Consider the following 17201-nt stretch of genomic DNA (forward strand, 5'->3'; position numbering starts at 1 on the left):
GCGAGGGCGCTCCGGTCGGCAAGTCGAAGGAGCGCGACGAGCCGTTCCTGAAGGCGATGAAGCCGCAGGCGCACGTCCGCCTCGCGCACCCGGACACCAACAGCGGTGCCACGATCCTGCGCCGCGGCTACTCCTTCACCGACGGATCGGACGGGCTGGGCCGCCTCGACGCGGGCCTGTTCTTCCTCGCCTACCAGCGCGACGTCCGCAAGGGCTTCATCCCGATCCAGCGCAACCTCTCCAAGAACGACGGGCTCAACGAGTACATCCAGCACGTGAGCTCGGCCCTCTTCGCCATCCCGCCGGGCGTCCGCGACAAGGACGACTGGTGGGGCCGGGCGCTGTTCGCGTAGTTCCGCGGACTCGAAAGGAACCGACGTGTTCAGCAACTATCTGATCGGCCTGCGCGAGGGGCTGGAGGCCAGCCTGGTCGTCTGCATCCTCATCGCGTACCTGGTGAAGACCGGGAACAAGGACAAGCTGGGTCCGCTGTGGCTCGGCGTCGGCCTCGCGGCCGCGCTCAGCCTGGCCTTCGGCGCGGGGCTCGAGTTCGGCACCTCGGAGCTGACCTTCCAGGCGCAGGAGGCGATCGGCGGCAGCCTGTCGATCGTCTCGGTGGGCCTGGTGACGTGGATGGTCTTCTGGATGAAGCGCACCGCGCGGCACATGAAGGCCGAGCTGCAGGACAAGCTCGACACGGCCCTCGCGATGGGCACGGGCGCCCTGGTGACCACGGCGTTCCTGGCCGTCGGCCGGGAGGGCCTGGAGACCTCGCTGTTCGTGTGGCGATCGGTGCACGCGGCCGGTGACGGCGCGGGTCCGCTGGTGGGCGTGCTGCTCGGCATCGGCTCGTCGATCCTGCTGGGCTGGCTGTTCTACCGCGGCGCGCTGAAGATCAACCTGTCCAAGTTCTTCACGTGGACCGGCGGCATGCTGGTCGTGGTCGCCGCGGGCGTGCTCGCGTACGGGGTGCACGACCTGCAGGAGGCCGAGTTCCTGCCGGGCCTGATGAACAAGGCCTTCGACATCACCACGGCCGTCCCGCCGGACAGCTGGTACGGGACCCTGCTGAAGGGCACGTTCAACTTCCAGCCGGACCCGACCTGGCTCCAGGTCGGCGTGTGGGTGGCCTACCTGGTCCCCACGCTGCTGCTGTTCTTCGGGGTGTTCGCCCGCACGAAGGCGCCGGCGCCGGCCGCGCCCGCGCGGACCGGGAGCGGCTCGTAGGGCTGCGGCTCGCACGGCATGCGGAAGGGGCCCGGATCATCTCGATCCGGGCCCCTTCCGCACGTCCGGGTCCGGGTCACCACAGCCGGTCGACGAGTCCCGGGTACAGGGCGATCCGCGCACCCGCGAACGCGGCGGCCTCGGTGTCCGCTCCGGGGAAGTCGGCCAGGACCTCCTTGGCGAACCCGGGCGCGTCCGTGGCCAGCGGCTGCCCGGGCGTCCCGCCGAGCAGTACGGTCCCGGGCAGCCGGGTGAAGCCGGCCGCCTCGTAGAAGGGGACGAGCGGCCGGTCGCAGCTGAACAGGACGAGGTCCACGGCCGGATCGGCGGCCAGGGCCGTACGGGCCGCGGCCACCAGCCGCCCGCCGTACCCGCGCCCCCGCGCGGTGTCCCGGGTCACCACGGCGCTGAGCCCGGCGGCCCGGTACGTCCGCCCGCCGTGCCGGACCGGCTTGAACAGCAGCGCGAGGGAGGCGGCCACCGTGCCCCCCTCGTCCACGAGCACCATCACCCGCGGGGCCAGCGCCGGGTCGTGCCCGGGCCTGGCGCCGGGCCAGGCCTGTGCCTCCAGGTCTGCGACCTGCGCCGCGAGATCCGGCGGCAGCTCGGCTTCCGCGTACGTCCGCACCCTCATCCGATGCGGACCGCGCTGCCGCCCACCCGGATCCGGGCATCGCCCGGGCGCAGTTCCACCGTCAGGACTCCCGGGCGTCCCATGTCGTGGCCCTGGTGGAGGGTGAGGACGGCGTCCGCCGGGGCCAGGCCGAGCTCGCGCGCGTACGCGCCGAAGGCGGCCGCGGCGGCTCCGGTCGCGGGGTCCTCGACGACGCCGCCGACCGGGAAGGGGTCGCGTACGTCGAACAGCGCCGGGCCCGTGCGGTGCACCAGCTGGACCGTGGTCAGGTCCAGGCGCCGCATCAGCGCCTCCAGCCGGGGGAAGTCGTACGCGAGGTCCGCGAGACGTGCCCGGGTGGCGGCGCCGAGCACCAGGTGGCGGGCTCCGGCGTAGGCGATCCGGGGCGGGATGCCCGGGTCCAGATCGGCCTCCGGCCAGTCCAGCGCGGCCAGCGCCTCGGCGAGGTCGGCCGGGGCGACGTCCTCGACGTACGGCTCGACGCTGGTCAGGACGGCCCGCAGGCCCCCGTCCGCCGCGGTGACCGAGACGGGCACGGTGCCGGCCGGGGTCGCGAACACCAGCTCGCCCGGACCGATCCGCTCCGCCAGCGCCACGGCGGTGGCCACGGTGGCGTGCCCGCAGAAGGGCACCTCCGCCTTGGGGCTGAAGTACCGCACGGTGAAGGACCTGCCCTCCGCACCGCCGTGGCCCTCGGGCGGGGCGGTCAGGAAGGCCGTCTCGCTGTAGCCCAGATCGGCGGCGATCCGGAGCATGCCGGCCTCGTCCAGTCCGCTCGCGTCGAGCACGACCCCGGCGGGGTTGCCCCCGGCCGGGTCGTCCGAGAAGGCGGTGTAACGCAGCACCTCAGTCATGATCGTCCCAACTCCCGGCCCGGCGCCCGCATTCCCGACCGGACCCGTCCGGCCCCGACCGGCCCCGTCAAGGGGATCAGCCGCGCCCGATGTACGGCATCGCCGTCGCCATCACCGTCGCGAACTGCACGTTCGCCTCCAGCGGCAGCTCCGCCATGTGCAGCACGGTGCGCGCCACGTCCGCGGCGTCCATCACCGGCTCCACCGCCAGTTGCCCGTTCGCCTGGAGGATCCCGGTCTGCATCCGCTCGGTCATCTCGGTGGCCGCGTTGCCGATGTCGATCTGCCCGCAGGCGATCCGGTACGGCCGCCCGTCCAGCGAGAGGGACTTCGTCAGGCCCGTCATCGCGTGCTTGGTCGCGGTGTAGGCGATCGAGTTCGGCCGCGGCACGTGCGCGGAGATCGAGCCGTTGTTGACGATCCGGCCGCCCTGCGGGTCCTGCGCCTTCATCTGCCGGAAGGCCGCTTGCGCGCACAGGAAGGCCCCGGTCAGGTTGACGTCGACCACCTGGCGCCAGGCCTCGTAGGTGATGTCCTCCAGCGGGACCCCGCCCGGGCCGAAGGTCCCGGCGTTGTTGAAGAGGAGGTCGAGGCGCCCGTACCGCTCCCGTACCGCGGCGAACAGCGCGGCCACGTCGTCCGGATCGCTCACGTCCGCCCGTACGCACAGCACGTCCGCGTCGGCCCCGGCCGCCTTCGCCGTCTCCTCCAGCGGTTCGGTCCGGCGGCCCGCCACCGCCACCGACCAGCCGGCGGCGGCCAGGGTCAGGGCGACGGAGCGGCCGATGCCGGAGCCCGCCCCGGTCACGACGGCGATCTTCTTCCCACTTGCGCTCATGGGGCCGCAGGGTACGTCACATGTCGCATCGGTCCACGGACGTTCCGATAGCTGAGAGCATGGGTCGATCGGGGTGTGAAAAGACGACGAGAAGACTGGAGTTCCGCATGTCGGAGAGAGGCCCCGCGACGGCCCCCTCGCACGAGCCGCCGCCCGAAACGCCCTCCGCACCGCAGACCGCTTCCGCGCCGAAGACCGTCGCCATACCGGCGGGGGCCCCTTCCGCACCGCTCACGGCCGCCCGCCGTACCGGACTGCTCGTCACCTTCATACTCGGAGGGCTCAGCGCTCTCCCCCCGCTGTCCATGGACATGTACCTGCCGGCGCTGCCGCAGGTCACCGGCGCCCTGCACAGTCCTGCCGCCACCATCCAGCTCACCCTCACCGCCTGCCTCGCCGGCATGGCACTGGGCCAGCTCGTCATCGGCCCGATGAGCGACAAGTGGGGCCGCCGCAAGCCCCTGCTGATCGGCATGGTCGTCTACGTCCTCGCCACCGCGATCTGCGCCCTCGCGCCGACCGCCGAGCTGCTGATCGGCTTCCGGCTGCTCCAGGGCCTGGCCGGGTCGGCCGCGATCGTCATCGCGCGGGCCGTCGTACGCGACCTGTACGACGGGGTCGAGATGGCCCGGTTCTTCTCCACCCTGATGCTGATCTCCGGCGTGGCCCCGATCATCGCCCCGCTCATCGGCGGGCAGATCCTGCGCTTCGCCGACTGGCGGGGGGTGTTCGTCGTCCTCACCGGCGTCGGCGCCGTGCTCACCCTCGTCGTCTGGCGCAGCCTCGGGGAGACCCTGCCGCCCGAGCAGCGGCAGACCGGCGGCGTGGGCTCCGCGCTGCGGACCATGCGCGGGCTGCTCGCCGACCGCGCCTTCGCCGGGTACACACTGGCCGGCGGCTTCGCCTTCGCCACGCTGTTCTCGTACATCTCGGCCTCGCCGTTCGTGGTGCAGGAGATCTACGGGGCTTCGCCGCAGGCCTTCAGCCTGCTGTTCGGCCTCAACTCCGTCGGCCTGATCGCCGCCGGGCAGGTCAACGGCAAACTGCTGGTCGGCCGGGTCCGGCTGGACAAGGTGCTGGGCTTCGGGCTCGCCGTCATCACGACGGCCTCGGCCTCCCTGCTGCTGATGTCCACCGGGGTGTTCGGGGAGGTCGGGCTGGTCCCGATCGCGTCGGCGCTGTTCGTGCTGATGTCGGCGATGGGCCTGGTCCTGCCGAACACCAACGCGCTGGCCCTGATGCGCACCCCGCACGCGGCCGGGTCGGCCTCGGCCCTGCTGGGCACCTCCTCCTTCCTGGTCGGCGCGATCGCCTCGCCGCTGGTCGGCATCGCGGGCGAGGACACGGCGGTGCCGATGGCACTGGTCCAGCTGGTGTGCTCGCTGCTGGCGGTGGCCTGCTTCGCCGCCATGTGCCGGCCCTGGCAGAACCGGGACTCCGCCGTCTGAGCCGGGCGGCCGACGCTACTTCGACGACACCCCCTGGCGGCGTCCCGGACCCCGCGGGCGCCGTAAACTTCGCTGGTGAACGCCTCCGCCTCCGTGCCCACCTCCGCCGAATCCCTGCGCACCGCGCTGGGCGGACTGCTCGACGGGCTCCCGCCGAAGCAGGCCACGGCCGCCGTCGACCGGCTCATCGCCAGCTACCGCGGCCAGACCCCGACCGACGCGCCCGTCCTGCGCGACCGCTCCGACGTGGCCGCGTACGCGGCGTACCGGATGCCGGCCACCTTCGAGGCCGTACGGTCCGCCCTGGACGCCCTCGCCGACGCCGCCCCGCGGTGGTCCCCGGGCTCCCACGTGGACGTGGGCGGCGGCACGGGCGCGGCGACCTGGGCGGTGGACGCCACCTGGGACGGCCCGCGCGGCACCACGGTCCTGGACTGGGCGGAGCCGGCACTGGCCCTCGGCAAGGAGCTCGCGGCGGCCTCCCCCTCGCAGGTGCTGCGCACGGCCGAGTGGCGCCGGGCCGTCATCGGGGCGGGGCTGGTCCTGCCCGAGGCGGACCTCGTGACGGTGTCGTACGTACTCGGCGAGCTGACGCCGGAGGCCCGCCGGGCCGTGGTCGCCGAGGCGGCCCGCGCCGGGCAGGCCGTGGTGCTGGTCGAGCCGGGCACGCCCGAGGGGTACCTGCGCATCCGCGAGGCCCGCGACCAGCTGATCGCGGCGGGACTGAAGGTCGCCGCCCCCTGCCCGCACGACGGCACCTGCCCGATCGAGGTCGGCCAGGACTGGTGCCACTTCTCGGCGCGGGTCAGCAGGTCCTCGCTGCACCGGAAGGTCAAGGGCGGGTCCCTCCCGTACGAGGACGAGAAGTTCAGCTACGTGGCCGCGACCCGCTTCCCGGTGGAGCCGGCCCCCTCCCGGATCACGCGCAGGCCGCAGATCCGGAAGGGGCTCGTCCTGCTCGACCTGTGCGGTCCGCAGGGTGAGGGTCTGACCCGGGCCACCGTGACCAAGCGCCACGGTGACCTCTACAAGGCGGCGCGGGACGCCGACTGGGGCCGGGAGTGGCCGCCGGCCACCCCGTGACCGCGCGGCGGGGGCCTACATCCGCAGCTCCTGGGTGCAGCACTTCACGCTGCCGCCGCCCTTGAGCAGCTCGCCCAGGTCCATCGGGACCGGCTCGAAGCCCCGCTCCCGCAGCGCCTCGAACAGCCCGGTCGCCGCCTGCGGGAGCAGCACGTTGCGGCCGTCCGAGACCGCGTTGAGGCCGAGGGCCGCGGCGTCCTCGTCGCCTGCGATCAGCGCGTCCGGGAAGAGCCGCTCGAGCACGGCCCGGCTGCCGGGCGAGAACGCGGGCGGGTAGTACATGACCTCGTCGCCGTCGAGCACGCAGAGTGCCGTGTCCAGGTGGTAGTAGCGCGGGTCCACCAGGTCGAGGCCGATGACCGGGCGGCCGAAGAACTCCTGGGCCTCGTCGTGCGAGAGCGGACTGGAGCGGAAGCCCCGGCCGGCCAGGATGTAGGTGGCGGTGACGGCGAAATCGCCCTCGCCCTCGTTGACGTGGGACGGCTCGTGGACGTGCGCGAAGCCGTGGGACCGGAACCAGTCGAGGTGGATCTCCGCCTCGGCGGCGCGCTCCGGGTAGGCGAACCGGGCGCCGAGCACCCGGCCGTCGACGACGAGGGCGCCGTTCGCGGCGAAGACCATGTCGGGGAGCTCGGGGTCCGGTACGAGCGTCTCGACGGTGTGGCCGAGCGAGCGGTAGCGGTCCCGGAGATCTTCCCACTGGGCTTGAGCGAGGGGCAGGTCCACCGGTTTCGTGGGGTCCATCCACGGATTGATGGAGTACGTGACCTTGAAGTGTGCGGGTGGGCACATCAAGTAGCGCCGGGGTGTGGCGACTCTGCGCAAAGAAGGCTCCTCACGGCTCACGAGAGTTGTCGAGAGAATCGTCTCTCCTCAAGGGAAACCGCGCAGTGAACTGATTGGGTGGTTTACGGAATGACACAAAGACGAGACGTCTCGCGTTGATAATTTGTCCGAATGAGCAGCAGATCACCTGACACGAAGGCCCCCGACCCGGCCCGCCGCAACGACCGCTCCCGGCGGGCCATCCTCGACGCGTCGCTCGCGCTCGTCTCGGAGGTCGGCTACAACAAGCTGACCATCGAGGCCATCGCCGCCCGGGCGGGCGTCGGCAAGCAGACGATCTACCGCTGGTGGCCGTCGAAGGCGGCGGTCCTGCTGGACGCCTCGCTCGCGCTCGCCGATGACGCGAAGACCGAGGGCGGCTGGACCGGCTTCCCGGACACCGGGGACCTCGCGGCGGACCTCAAGCTGGTGCTGAGGGCGACGGTGGACCAGTTCAACGACGAGAAGTACGAGGCGCCCATGCGCGCTCTGACCGCCGCCGGAGCGACCGACCCCGACCTGAGCGCCCGCTTCACCGAGCAGCTGCTGAAGCCGCAGCTGGCTCTGTACGAGGCGCGGTTGCGGGCGGCCCGGGAGGCCGGCGGGCTCGCGCCGGACGTGGACCTGCGCCTGACGGTGGAGATGCTGGTGGGGCCGCTGACGTACCGCTGGCTGATGGGAACGGCCCCGCTGACGCACGCGTTCACGGACGAGCTGGTGGACCGGGTGCTCGGTGGGGTGTCGAAGGTCACCGAGGGCTGACGGGGCGGTGTCCGGTCAGGAACAATTGGCTGAAATTCACCGGAATGTGACGGTATTCCGCGCGCTGTCGTGCGCTCTCCGTGCACCTGTCCCCCACCCCCCGGTGGGGGAGTGCGGTCACCCGGACCGCAGGATGGTGGGACCATGTGAGGGTCTGCCGGGGAAACGGTGAGGTGAGGGGATAGATGGGGTCTGAGTCCGGCCGCGTCAAACGCGGCCAGCAGAGCAGGATTTCCCAGTGGCTGCGCCGACGGCCCAAACCCTCACCCGAAGATCCCGAGCACGTACGCGAGGAGCTTCTGCTGTCCGCGGCCGCCGCGGGCCTGCCGCTCGCCCCCGCCGCCCATCCCGCCGGCTACCGATGTTCGTGCGACCGGATCGGCTGTCCCACCCCCGCACGCCACCCCCTCTCCTTCGCCTGGCAGACGCAGTCGACGACCGACTCCGCACAGATCGAGCGCTGGGCGCGCAACCAGCCGCAGGCGAACTTCATCACCGCGACCGGCATGGTCCACGACGTACTGGACGTCCCGCTCGAAGCCGGGGCGAGCGCGCTGAGCCGCCTTCTGGCGGCAGGCGTGGAGGTGGGCCCGGTCGCCGAATCGGGCGGCACGGGCGACCAGGCCCGGATGCTCTTCTTCACCGCGACGCGCGGCACCCCCGAGGACGAGGACGAGTGGTGGCCCTGCGAGCTGGACTGCCACCCCGAGACGATGGACGAGCACCCGGGCCTGCGCTGGCACTGCCGCGGCAGCTACGTCCTGGTCCCCCCGGCCACCCTCCCCGGTGACCTGGCGGTGACCTGGATCCGCGGCATGGAACACCCGCTCCCGGACCCGCTCACCCTCCTCGAGACACTGACGGACGCCTGCGCCGCCTACGCGGTCGCGGCCGACCAGACCCCCTCGGCGGCCTGGCCCCTGAGCCGTTAGCGTCATCCGCTGCGCGGGGCTTGCCCCCCGCGCAGCGGAATCCGGGCCGCCGGAGGGCCGGACCCGGGCCGGACGGTGGTCAGTGGATCTGGTTGACGACCACGTCGAGGGACCAGGCCTTGGCCGGCTTGGCGGGGGCCTCGGCCTCGACCGCGTAGCCCAGGTCGCGCAACGCCGTGACCAGTTCGGCCGGGGTCCCGGGGGCGACCCCGGCGACGAGCAGGTCCCGTACCAGCCGCCCCTTCGTGGCCTTGTTGAAGTGGCTCACCACCGACCGCTTCTCCACCCCGTCCACGATCTGCGAGTGCAGCACCCGCACCGTGGCCGTGCGCCCCGCCACCTCGCCCTTCGGCTTCCACGCCGACGCGTAGGCCGAGGACCGCAGGTCCAGCACCAGCGCCTCCCCCGCGGCTTCCGGCATCACCGCCGCCATCGGCTCCCGCCAGTACGCCCCCAGCGCGCCCAGCCCCGGCAGCTTCACGCCCATCGAGCAGCGGTACGAGGGGATCCGGTCGGTCACCCGGACCGCGCCCCACAGCCCCGAGAACACCAGCAGCGACCGCTCCGCCCGCGCCCGCGCCGCCGCCGGAAGGCCGGCCAGGCCCAGCGCGTCGTACAGCACGCCGGTGTAGATCTCCCCCGCCGGGCGGGCCACCGCGGAGCGCAGACCGGCGTTCTTCGCCACCTCGCCGCGCAGCCCCTCGCTCAGGCCGAGCACCTCGCGGGCCTTCAGCTCGTCACCCGCGCACAGCTCGACGAGCTCCTCCAGCACGGCCGCCCGCGCCCCGGCCAGTCCCGGCAGCGACAGCGCCTGCGGCTCCAGGGGCGCGCCGGAGCCGCCGGCGGCCTTTCCCTCGGACGGCGGCAGCAGCACGAGCACGGTGGTTCTCCTTCGGTACGACACGGCGCAGGGGGTGCGGCCCCCGAGCCAGGGTAAGGCTCTCGCCGCGCCCCTGGCCGCCACCCGCAATACGCTCGACCCATGCCACGCCGTCATATGCACATGACCGGCGCAGACGGGGCTGCCCTGCGGGCCGCGCTGCGTGACCTGAGGACGGAGCTGGGCGTGCCCGGGGAGTTCCCGGCTCCGGTGCTCGCCGAGGCCGAGCGGGCGGCCCGCGCCCCGCGGCTGCCCGCCCTCGACGCCACCGATCTCCCCCTGTTCACCATCGACCCGCCCACCTCCCGCGATCTGGACCAGGCCATGCACCTGGCGAAGCGCCCCGGCGGGGGCGGGTACCGCGTGCACTACGCCATCGCCGACGTCGCCGCCTTCGTCACCCCCGGCGGCGCCCTCGACGCCGAGGCCCACCGCCGCGTCACCACCCTCTACTTCCCCGACGGCAAGGTCCCCCTCCATCCCTCCATCCTCTCCGAGGGCGCGGCCAGCCTGCTGCCCGGCCAGACCTGCCCGGCGCTGCTGTGGCGCTTCGACCTGGACTCCGCCGGCCGCGTGGAGACCACCGAGGTCCGCCGCGCCCTGGTCCGCAGCCGGGCCAAACTGGACTACGAAGGCGTGCAGCAGGCCATCGACTCGGGCACCGCCGAAGAACCCCTCGCCCTCCTCGAAGACGTCGGCCGGCTCCGCGAGACCCTGGAACAGGAGCGCGGCGGGGTCTCCCTGAACGTGCCCGAGCAGGAGATCGTCGCGAGCGGCGGCTCGTACACCCTCGCCTACCGGGCCCCCCTCCCCGCGGACGGCTGGAACGCCCAGATCTCCCTGATGACCGGCATGGCCGCCGCCGAGCTGATGCTCGCCGCCGGCGCCGGCATCCTGCGCACCCTCCCCAGCGCCCCCGACGGGGCCGTCGGCCGGCTCCGGCGGACCGCCGCCGCCCTGCGGATCGACTGGCCGCACCACGTGCCGTACGCCGAACTCGTCCGCACCCTCGATCCGCACCTGCCCGCCCACGCCGCGTTCCTCCAGGAGTGCACGGCCCTGCTGCGCGGCGCGGGCTACACGGTGTTCACCGGCGGCCGGACCCCGGACCCCCTCCTGCACGCCGCGGTGGCGGCCCCGTACGCGCACTGCACCGCACCGCTGCGCCGGCTCGTCGACCGGTACGCGGGCGAGCTGTGCGTGGCGGCGGTGGCCGGGGCCGAGCCCCCGGAGTGGGCGCTGACCGCGCTGGAGGCGCTGCCGCAGCGGATGGCCGACGGGAACAGGCTGGCCAACACGGCCGAGCGGGAGTGCGTGGACCTCGTCGAGGCGGCCCTGCTGAAGGATCGCGTCGGGGAGACCTTCGAGGCGACCGTGATCGACGTCAAGGAGCACGAGCCGCTCGTGGGCACCGTCCACCTGGAGGAGCCGGCGGTGGTCGGCCGGGTCGAGTCCCCGTCCGCGGGGCTGCCGCTGGGCGACCGCATCCGGGTCCGGCTGACGCAGGCCGACCCGGGCCGCGCGAAGGTGCTGTTCGCGCCCGCCTGAGCGGACGGCCCCGGCCGGCTATGGCCCCGGGCGCCCGCCGCCTGTCATCATCTGCGCACCAGGCGGGGGAGGCCGGCGATGGGTCCCGTCGACATGTCCGCACGGCCGGGCGCACCGGCCACGGCGGCGCCGGCCGGGTCTTCGGACGCGCGCCGCCGCAGACCCGCCGCCGCGCTGCGCCCGCACATCGTCAACTACACCGGATTCCGTACCGGGTTCACGGCGCCCCGGCGCAGGCTGGAGCTCCCCACCGGGTACGTGACGCTCGTCTTCCCCTTCGACGAGGGGCTGTGGGTCTCCCGGGGCGGGCAGGAGCCGTCCGCGCGGCTGCGGCCCGCCGCCGGGGTCCTGATCAGCGGCCCGCGCACCGGCTGGGCCATCGGGGTGCACGCGGGCGCCGTCCACGGGCTGGAGGTCAACATGAGCCCGCTCGGTGCCTACCGGCTCTTCGGCACCCCCGTCGCGCACTTCGGGGAGACCCGCGTGGACCCCGCCGAGGTGCTCGGGCCCGGCAGCCGGTTCCTGGCCGAGCGGCTGCGGGCACTCGGCTCCTGGTCCGAGCGCTTCGACCTGCTCGACGCGGTGTTCACCGCCCGCCTGGAGCGGGGTCCGGTCGCCGCGCCCGAAGTGCGCGGGGCGCTGTCCCGGCTGTGGGCCGACAGCGGCTCGCTGGCGCTGGCCGCCGCGGAGACCGGCTGGAGCGCCCGGACGCTGCGCGCCCGCTTCCGCGAGCAGGTCGGTCTGTCCCCCAAAGGCGTCGCCCGGGTGTTCCGGCTCCAGCACGCCCTGCGGCTGCTGGCCGCCGGGATGGCTCCGGCGCAGGTCGCCGCGGCCTGCGGCTATCACGACCAGGCCCACTTCGGCCGGGACGTGAAGGACCTGACCGGGCTGCCGCCCTCCCGGCTGGCGGCCCTGCGCGGCGGGCTGCCGCCGGGCTCGGCCCTGGACCGGGTGCCGGGCCGGATCACCAGCCTGCTGCTCCCCGACGAGGGCCCTGCCGGGCAGCGGCCGTGAGCGGAGGTCGTGGGCAGCGGCCGTGGGCCACGGCTGTGGACTTTGGCCGGGAACTGCCTGTGCGTGCCGTTTTTGACAAGACACGGCCGCCCGCCTTTTGCCACGCTCGGCGCACGACTCCTCATCCCCCCGGAGAGTCCCGACGCAGTGCGGCAGCCCGTCACGGGGGTGCGGGTTGCCGCAGTGCGGCCACCAGCGTGCGCGGGTCGTCGGCGTGGAAGCGGATGGTACGGGCCTCGGCCCGGGCGCCGAGGGGCCGGGTGAAGGGGAGCGGCCGGGTCAGCTCCAGGGTCACCGTGGTCTGGCTGCCGACGATCAGGTCGAGCACCCCGTCCTCGGAGAGCGTGACGAGCCGGCCCTGCGGGTAGCGCCGGTCCACCCGGACCGAGGCCACCGCCTCCGGCGGGACGACGAGGTCGAACAGGGCCCCGTACCGGATCCGCAGGGAGCCGTCCCGGCGGACCACGTGCGGCCGGGTCACGCAGGCGGCGTGCATCGCGAGCATCAGCAGCACCCCGTACACGTCGAGGACGAGCACCACCCGGTGCACGGCCGGCCAGGGGATCAGGACGGAAAGGGCCACCGTCTCGACCAGCGCCACGCACACCAGCCCGTACATCATGGCCGTCTGCGGTCCCGTGTACCCGGCGGCGAGCTCCCCCGCGCCCACCCCGTGCGGCGGCCGGCGCAGCGCCCACCGCCCCAGCGAGGCGCCCGCGCGCAGCTCGTGCCGCAGCAGCCTCCGTACGGGCACGGGCATGCGGGCCCACGCCGCCTCGCACACCGCCCGGACCCCCCTCATCCCCGGCCCCTCTGCGTGAACGCCTCCATGACCCGGCGGACGACCTCCGCCTGCGCCGGGGTGAACTCCGCGAGCAGCGCCTCCTTGAACCCCTCGCCCGCCACCCCGCCGCCGGCCGGGATCGCGTCGAGGATCCCGTCGGGCACGGCCGCGACCATGGCGGCGGCGAGCGGCGTGATGCGCGGGTCGTCGACGGCGGCGCCGGCGAGCTCGTCGAGCCGCTCGTACAGGGCGAGGACCGCCGGATCGGCGGCCAGCGGGCCGAGCGCCGCGTACAGTTCGGCCCCGCCGACACCCGCCGCGTCCAGCAGCGTCAGGTGCTCGCGGTCCAGTGCGGCGGTCGGCGAGTCCGTCTCCGGAGCCTTGGCGAGCAGCGCGGCGAGGGCGGGCGAGAGCGGCCCGTCCTCCCCGGGCGGTGCGGCGCGCAGCGCGGCGAGCCGCTGCCGGCGCTCCCGGATCGCGGCCTCCTGCCGGGCCAGGTCGGCGTCGAGCTCTTCGAGTACGTCGGCCAGCTCGCGCCCCGCGTCGTCCGCGAGGACGTCCCGGACCTCGTCGAGGCTCAGCCCGAGCTCGGTGAGCCGGCGCACCCGCGCCAGCAGGACGGCGTCGCGCACGCTGTACGCGCGGTAGCCGTTGGGGCGCCGCTCCGGCTCCGGGAGCAGTCCGACATGGTGGTAGTGCCGGATCGCCCGGGTCGTGACCCCGACGAGCGCGGCGATCTCTCCGATCCGCATGCCCTCCAGTAGAAACCCTGCCGCTGCGTCAAGGTCAAGCGCGGCGCCGGGCGCGGGTAGCATGGTCACTCGCAGAACAACCGGAGCGGGCGGCCGCGTCGGGATCCCCGGATCCCGCCGAGGAACGTCCGGGCTCCACAGGGCAGGGTGGTGGCTAACGGCCACCCGGGGTGACCCGCGGGACAGTGCCACAGAAAACAGACCGCCGGGGCTTCGGCCCTCGGTAAGGGTGAAACGGTGGTGTAAGAGACCACCAGCGCCTGGGGTGACCCAGGCGGCTAGGTAAACCCCACCCGGAGCAAGGTCAAGAGGAGTCGTTTTCGGACGGCTCTGCGCGAACGTTCGAGGGCTGCCCGCCCGAGTTCGCGGGTAGACCGCACGAGGCCGGCGGCAACGCCGGTCCTAGATGGATGGCCGTCTCCCCGGCGACCGCGAGGTCACCGGGCGACAGAACCCGGCGTACAGCTCCGGTTGTTCTGCACTCGACGAAGCCGAAGGGCCCGCCCCCGTCAGGGGGCGGGCCCTTCGGCGTGTTCGCCGTGCGTCCCGGCGTCTCCGCCGGGCGTCCCGCCGTCTTCGCCGTTCATCCTCGAACCGGCCGGCCGTTCCGCTAGCGCAGGTGCGAGGTGTCGTTCAGGAGGCGGACCGAGGCGTTGCCGTCGGCGTAGTAGGCCACCGCCGAGAGGGAGGCCGCGGAGAGCTCCATCTTGAACAGCGCCTCCGGCGGGGCGCCCAGCGCGAGCCGGACCAGGATCTTGACCGGGGTCACGTGCGTGACCAGCAGCACCGTGCGGCCCGCGTGCGCGGCCAGCAGCCGGTCCCGGGTCGCCGAGATGCGGCGGGTGGCGGCCGTGAAGCTCTCGCCGCCGCCCGTCGGGGCCGCCTTCGGGGAGTCCAGCCAGGCCTGGAGGTCGTCCGGGAAGCGCTCGCGCACCTCGCCGAACGTCAGGCCCTCCCAGGCCCCGAAGTCCACCTCGCGCAGCCCCTCCTCGACGGTGACCGTGAGGCCGAGGCGGTCCGCGACGGCCTGCGCGGTCTCCCGGCAGCGGCGCAGCGGGGAGCTGACGATCGTCTGGACGGTGCCGCGGGCGGCCAGGGCCTCGGCCACCGCCGATGCCTGGCGGCGGCCGGCCTCGGACAGCTCCGGGTCGGTGCCGCCGCTGCCGGAGAAGCGCTTCTGCGGGGTGAGGGCCGTCTCCCCGTGGCGCAGCAGCACGAAGGTCGCCGGGGTCCCCATGTCGGGGCCCCAGCCCGGCGTGGCGGACGGGGCCTGGGCCGGGCCCGGTGCCGGGGCGGGGATGCGTCCCGCTGCGGTGGCGTCTTGCTCCGCGAACAGGGTGTCGGCCCCTGCCTCCTCGCGTGCCGGTGCGGTGGCCGACGTACCGGAGGCGGTGGCGAGGGCCGCCCGTACGGCCGCGGCTCCCTTCGCCGCGTCCCCCGGAGGGCCGGCCGGCGGGGTCGCCAGGGCGCGGGCCGCCGAGGCGTCCAGCGCCGCCGAAGACGCCGACGGCTCCCACTGCTTGCCGTGCTTGCCCGCGTCCATCGCCTCGTTGGCGAGCCGGTCCGCGTGCTTGTTCCGCTCGCGCGGCATCCACTCGTACGTGACCTGCGCGCGCGGCAGGATCTTCGCCGCCTCCGCCGCGAGCGGCTTCATGTCCGGGTGCTTGATCTTCCAGCGGCCCGACATCTGCTCGACGACCAGCTTGGAGTCCATGCGGACCTGCACCACGGCGTCGGGGGACAGCTCGCGGGCGGCCCGCAGGCCGGCGATCAGGCCCTTGTACTCGGCCACGTTGTTCGTCGCGACGCCGATGTACTCCGCGCGCTCGGCCAGCGTCTCGCCCGTCACCGGGTCGAGGACGACCGCGCCGTAGCCCGCGGGCCCCGGGTTGCCCCGGGAGCCGCCGTCCGCCTCCACGACGAACCGGACATGGCCCTGCATCAGATGCCCGAGTCGGCCGTACGGACCAGGATGCGGCCGCAGTTCTCGTGGCGCACGACCTGGTCGCGGGCCGCGGACTTGATCTCGTTGACCTCGGCCATGTCCAGCTCCAGGCGGCAGCCCTCGCAGCGGCGCTGGTACAGGCGGGCGGCGCCGACGCCGCCCTGCTTGACGCGGATCTTCTCGTACAGGGCCATCAGGTCGGCCGGCATCGACGCGACGATGACCTCGCGGTCCTTGGTCGCCTTCGCGGCCTCGGCGTCGAGTTCGCCGGTGGCCGCGTCGCGGCGGGCGGTGGCGTCCGTCAGCTTGGCTTCGAGGGCGGAGACCCGCTCGGTCAGCTCGGTGACCCGCTCCTGAGCACCTTCCAGGCGCTCCATGACCTCCAGGACCACGTCCTCCAGGTCGGCCTGGCGCTTGGCGAGGGAGACGACCTCGCTCTGCAGGTTCGCCAGGTCGCGGGCGGAGATGCCCGCGCCGGAGTCGAGCCGCTGCTGGTCGCGGGCCGCGCGCTGGCGCACCTGGTCGACGTCCTGCTCCGCCTTGGTCTGCTCGCGGGCGGCGTCGCTCGCCTGCGTCTGGGCCGCCACGAGCAGGTCGCGCTGCTGCGTCAGGTCCTTGGCCAGGGACTCGACCTCGGTGTGCTCCGGCAGCGACTTGTGCTTGTGGGCGAGCTGAGACAGCCGGACGTCCAGGGCCTGGACGTCGAGAAGTCGGATCTGGTCGGCGGGCTCGGCGTTCAGTTGGGGGCTCCTGAGATAGAAGAGGGAGGTGAAGGAACGTCGGACGGCGCGTGCGCCGTCCACGGGTCGGTGACCGTGCGCGAGACGTGGGTGCGCAGACCCCAGCCGTGGCGCTCGGAGATCGCGTCGAGCTGCGTGGCGGCCTGCTCGCACCAGGGCCACTCGGTCGCCCAGTGCGCGGCGTCGACGAGGGCGAGCGGGCTCCGTTCGCGGGCCTCGGACACCGGGTGGTGGCGCAGGTCGGCGGTGAGGAACACGTCCACGCCGGCGGCCCGGACCTGGTCGAAGAGGCTGTCGCCGGAGCCGCCGCTGACGGCGACGGTACGGACGAGCGCCTCGGGGTCGCCGGCGACCCGGATGCCCTGCGCGGTCCGCGGCAGCCGGGCGGCGGCGCGGGCGGCGAACGCGCGCAGGGTCTCGGGGTGGTCCAGCTCGCAGAGCCGGCCGAGGCCCCGGCGGCCCTCGGGGTCGCTGGGGTCGGGGACCAGCGGGCCGGTGATGCGCAGGTCGAGGGCGCCGGCGAGGGCGTCGGAGACGCCGGGGTCCGCGGTGTCCGCGTTGGTGTGGGCGACGTGCAGCGCGATGTCGTTCTTGATCAGCGTGTGCACGACGCGGCCCTTGAAGGTGCCCGCCTCGACGGTGGTGGTGCCGCGCAGGTAGAGGGGGTGGTGGGTGACGACCAGGTCGGCGCCCAGCTTCACGGCCTCGTCGACGATGTCCTGCACGGGGTCGACGGCGAAAAGGACGCGCGAGACCTCGGCGTCGGGATCGCCGCAGACGGTTCCGACGGCGTCCCACTGCTCGGCCCGCGACGGGGGCCAGAGGGCGTCCAGCGCGGCGATGACTTCGGAGAGACGGGGCACAGGCCAAGGCTACCGTCCGTACGGGAGCGGGTCCGTCCCTGCGGGGCGGCGGCCGTACGGGGCGCCCTGCTG

Annotated in this window: 18 protein-coding genes and 1 other RNA gene; 9 read left to right on the top strand and 10 right to left on the bottom strand. The window is 73.9% G+C overall.

Annotated elements, in window-relative coordinates:
* The coding region (locus tag ACFXGI_RS33045) for a Dyp-type peroxidase (RefSeq protein WP_384714818.1) at window positions 1–353 on the top strand (353 nt) is incomplete at its 5' end.
* Between the two features lie 25 nt (window positions 354–378).
* Window positions 379–1227 (top strand): iron uptake transporter permease EfeU, encoded by an 849-nt coding sequence (gene efeU / locus ACFXGI_RS33050; RefSeq protein WP_384714821.1) that lies wholly within the window; start codon window positions 379–381, stop codon window positions 1225–1227.
* Between the two features lie 76 nt (window positions 1228–1303).
* Here efeU and ACFXGI_RS33055 read toward each other — a convergent pair whose 3' ends face one another.
* The 3 genes from ACFXGI_RS33055 to ACFXGI_RS33065 form a co-directional block, all read right to left on the bottom strand.
* Entirely contained in the window at window positions 1304–1861 is a 558-nt protein-coding gene (locus tag ACFXGI_RS33055) for a GNAT family N-acetyltransferase (protein WP_384714824.1), read from the bottom strand.
* The gene (locus ACFXGI_RS33060; RefSeq protein WP_384714827.1) at window positions 1858–2715 is read right to left on the bottom strand and encodes a PhzF family phenazine biosynthesis protein; all 858 of its coding nucleotides are present in this window, start codon (window positions 2713–2715) and stop codon (window positions 1858–1860) included. Before ACFXGI_RS33060 ends, ACFXGI_RS33055 begins: the two co-directional genes overlap by 4 nt.
* 76 nt (window positions 2716–2791) lie before the next feature.
* Window positions 2792–3553 (bottom strand): SDR family oxidoreductase, encoded by a 762-nt coding sequence (locus ACFXGI_RS33065; RefSeq protein WP_384714830.1) that lies wholly within the window; start codon window positions 3551–3553, stop codon window positions 2792–2794.
* 107 nt (window positions 3554–3660) lie between these two features.
* Between ACFXGI_RS33065 and ACFXGI_RS33070 the strand changes: the two genes are divergently transcribed.
* Window positions 3661–5001, top strand: a complete 1341-nt coding sequence (locus ACFXGI_RS33070) for a Bcr/CflA family multidrug efflux MFS transporter (RefSeq protein ID WP_384714833.1) — start codon at window positions 3661–3663, stop codon at window positions 4999–5001.
* A gap of 75 nt (window positions 5002–5076) precedes the next feature.
* Window positions 5077–6084 (top strand): small ribosomal subunit Rsm22 family protein, encoded by a 1008-nt coding sequence (locus tag ACFXGI_RS33075; RefSeq protein WP_384714836.1) that lies wholly within the window; start codon window positions 5077–5079, stop codon window positions 6082–6084.
* 15 nt (window positions 6085–6099) lie between these two features.
* On the opposite strand, the gene ddaH is transcribed toward ACFXGI_RS33075, so the two are convergent.
* Window positions 6100–6930, bottom strand: coding sequence for a dimethylargininase (gene ddaH, locus ACFXGI_RS33080; RefSeq protein ID WP_384714839.1), 831 nt, complete (start codon window positions 6928–6930; stop codon window positions 6100–6102).
* Window positions 6931–7041: 111 nt separating this feature from the next.
* Between ddaH and ACFXGI_RS33085 the strand changes: the two genes are divergently transcribed.
* Window positions 7042–7671: a TetR/AcrR family transcriptional regulator gene (locus tag ACFXGI_RS33085; RefSeq protein WP_384714842.1), complete on the top strand. Its 630-nt coding sequence runs from the start codon at window positions 7042–7044 to the stop codon at window positions 7669–7671.
* A 185-nt stretch (window positions 7672–7856) separates the two neighbouring features.
* Window positions 7857–8603: a bifunctional DNA primase/polymerase gene (locus ACFXGI_RS33090; RefSeq protein WP_384714844.1), complete on the top strand. Its 747-nt coding sequence runs from the start codon at window positions 7857–7859 to the stop codon at window positions 8601–8603.
* 79 nt (window positions 8604–8682) lie between these two features.
* On the opposite strand, the gene yaaA is transcribed toward ACFXGI_RS33090, so the two are convergent.
* Complete coding sequence (yaaA, locus tag ACFXGI_RS33095; protein WP_384714847.1) at window positions 8683–9483, bottom strand: peroxide stress protein YaaA; 801 nt, start codon at window positions 9481–9483, stop codon at window positions 8683–8685.
* A 102-nt stretch (window positions 9484–9585) separates the two neighbouring features.
* On the opposite strand from yaaA, the gene ACFXGI_RS33100 reads away from it, so the two are divergent.
* Window positions 9586–11031, top strand: coding sequence for an RNB domain-containing ribonuclease (locus ACFXGI_RS33100; RefSeq protein ID WP_384714850.1), 1446 nt, complete (start codon window positions 9586–9588; stop codon window positions 11029–11031).
* Between the two features lie 78 nt (window positions 11032–11109).
* On the top strand, window positions 11110–12045 hold the full coding sequence (locus tag ACFXGI_RS33105) for a helix-turn-helix domain-containing protein (protein ID WP_384714853.1): 936 nt from the start codon (window positions 11110–11112) through the stop codon (window positions 12043–12045).
* A 160-nt stretch (window positions 12046–12205) separates the two neighbouring features.
* Here ACFXGI_RS33105 and ACFXGI_RS33110 read toward each other — a convergent pair whose 3' ends face one another.
* A complete protein-coding gene (locus tag ACFXGI_RS33110) occupies window positions 12206–12847 on the bottom strand; it encodes a hypothetical protein (protein WP_384714856.1) in 642 nt (213 codons plus the stop codon).
* Window positions 12844–13581, bottom strand: coding sequence for a MerR family transcriptional regulator (locus ACFXGI_RS33115; RefSeq protein WP_384714859.1), 738 nt, complete (start codon window positions 13579–13581; stop codon window positions 12844–12846). The genes ACFXGI_RS33110 and ACFXGI_RS33115 overlap by 4 nt, the downstream gene beginning before the upstream one ends.
* A gap of 77 nt (window positions 13582–13658) precedes the next feature.
* On the opposite strand from ACFXGI_RS33115, the gene rnpB reads away from it, so the two are divergent.
* Window positions 13659–14059, top strand: an RNA gene (rnpB, locus tag ACFXGI_RS33120) — RNase P RNA component class A.
* Between the two features lie 132 nt (window positions 14060–14191).
* Here rnpB and ACFXGI_RS33125 read toward each other — a convergent pair.
* Genes ACFXGI_RS33125 through ACFXGI_RS33135 form a run of 3 tightly spaced genes read right to left on the bottom strand, consistent with a single transcriptional unit; the run spans window position 14192 to window position 17129 of the window.
* Window positions 14192–15523, bottom strand: coding sequence for a bifunctional RNase H/acid phosphatase (locus ACFXGI_RS33125; protein ID WP_384714862.1), 1332 nt, complete (start codon window positions 15521–15523; stop codon window positions 14192–14194).
* Window positions 15523–16266 carry a zinc ribbon domain-containing protein gene (locus ACFXGI_RS33130; protein WP_384714950.1) on the bottom strand — a complete coding sequence of 248 codons (744 nt, stop codon included), beginning with the start codon at window positions 16264–16266 and terminating at the stop codon, window positions 15523–15525. Before ACFXGI_RS33130 ends, ACFXGI_RS33125 begins: the two co-directional genes overlap by 1 nt.
* Window positions 16263–17129 carry a Nif3-like dinuclear metal center hexameric protein gene (locus tag ACFXGI_RS33135; RefSeq protein ID WP_384714865.1) on the bottom strand — a complete coding sequence of 289 codons (867 nt, stop codon included), beginning with the start codon at window positions 17127–17129 and terminating at the stop codon, window positions 16263–16265. Before ACFXGI_RS33135 ends, ACFXGI_RS33130 begins: the two co-directional genes overlap by 4 nt.
* Window positions 17130–17201: the final 72 nt, after the last annotated feature.

The organism is Streptomyces sp. NPDC059355, from assembly GCF_042752335.1.
Taxonomy (GTDB): domain Bacteria; phylum Actinomycetota; class Actinomycetes; order Streptomycetales; family Streptomycetaceae; genus Streptomyces.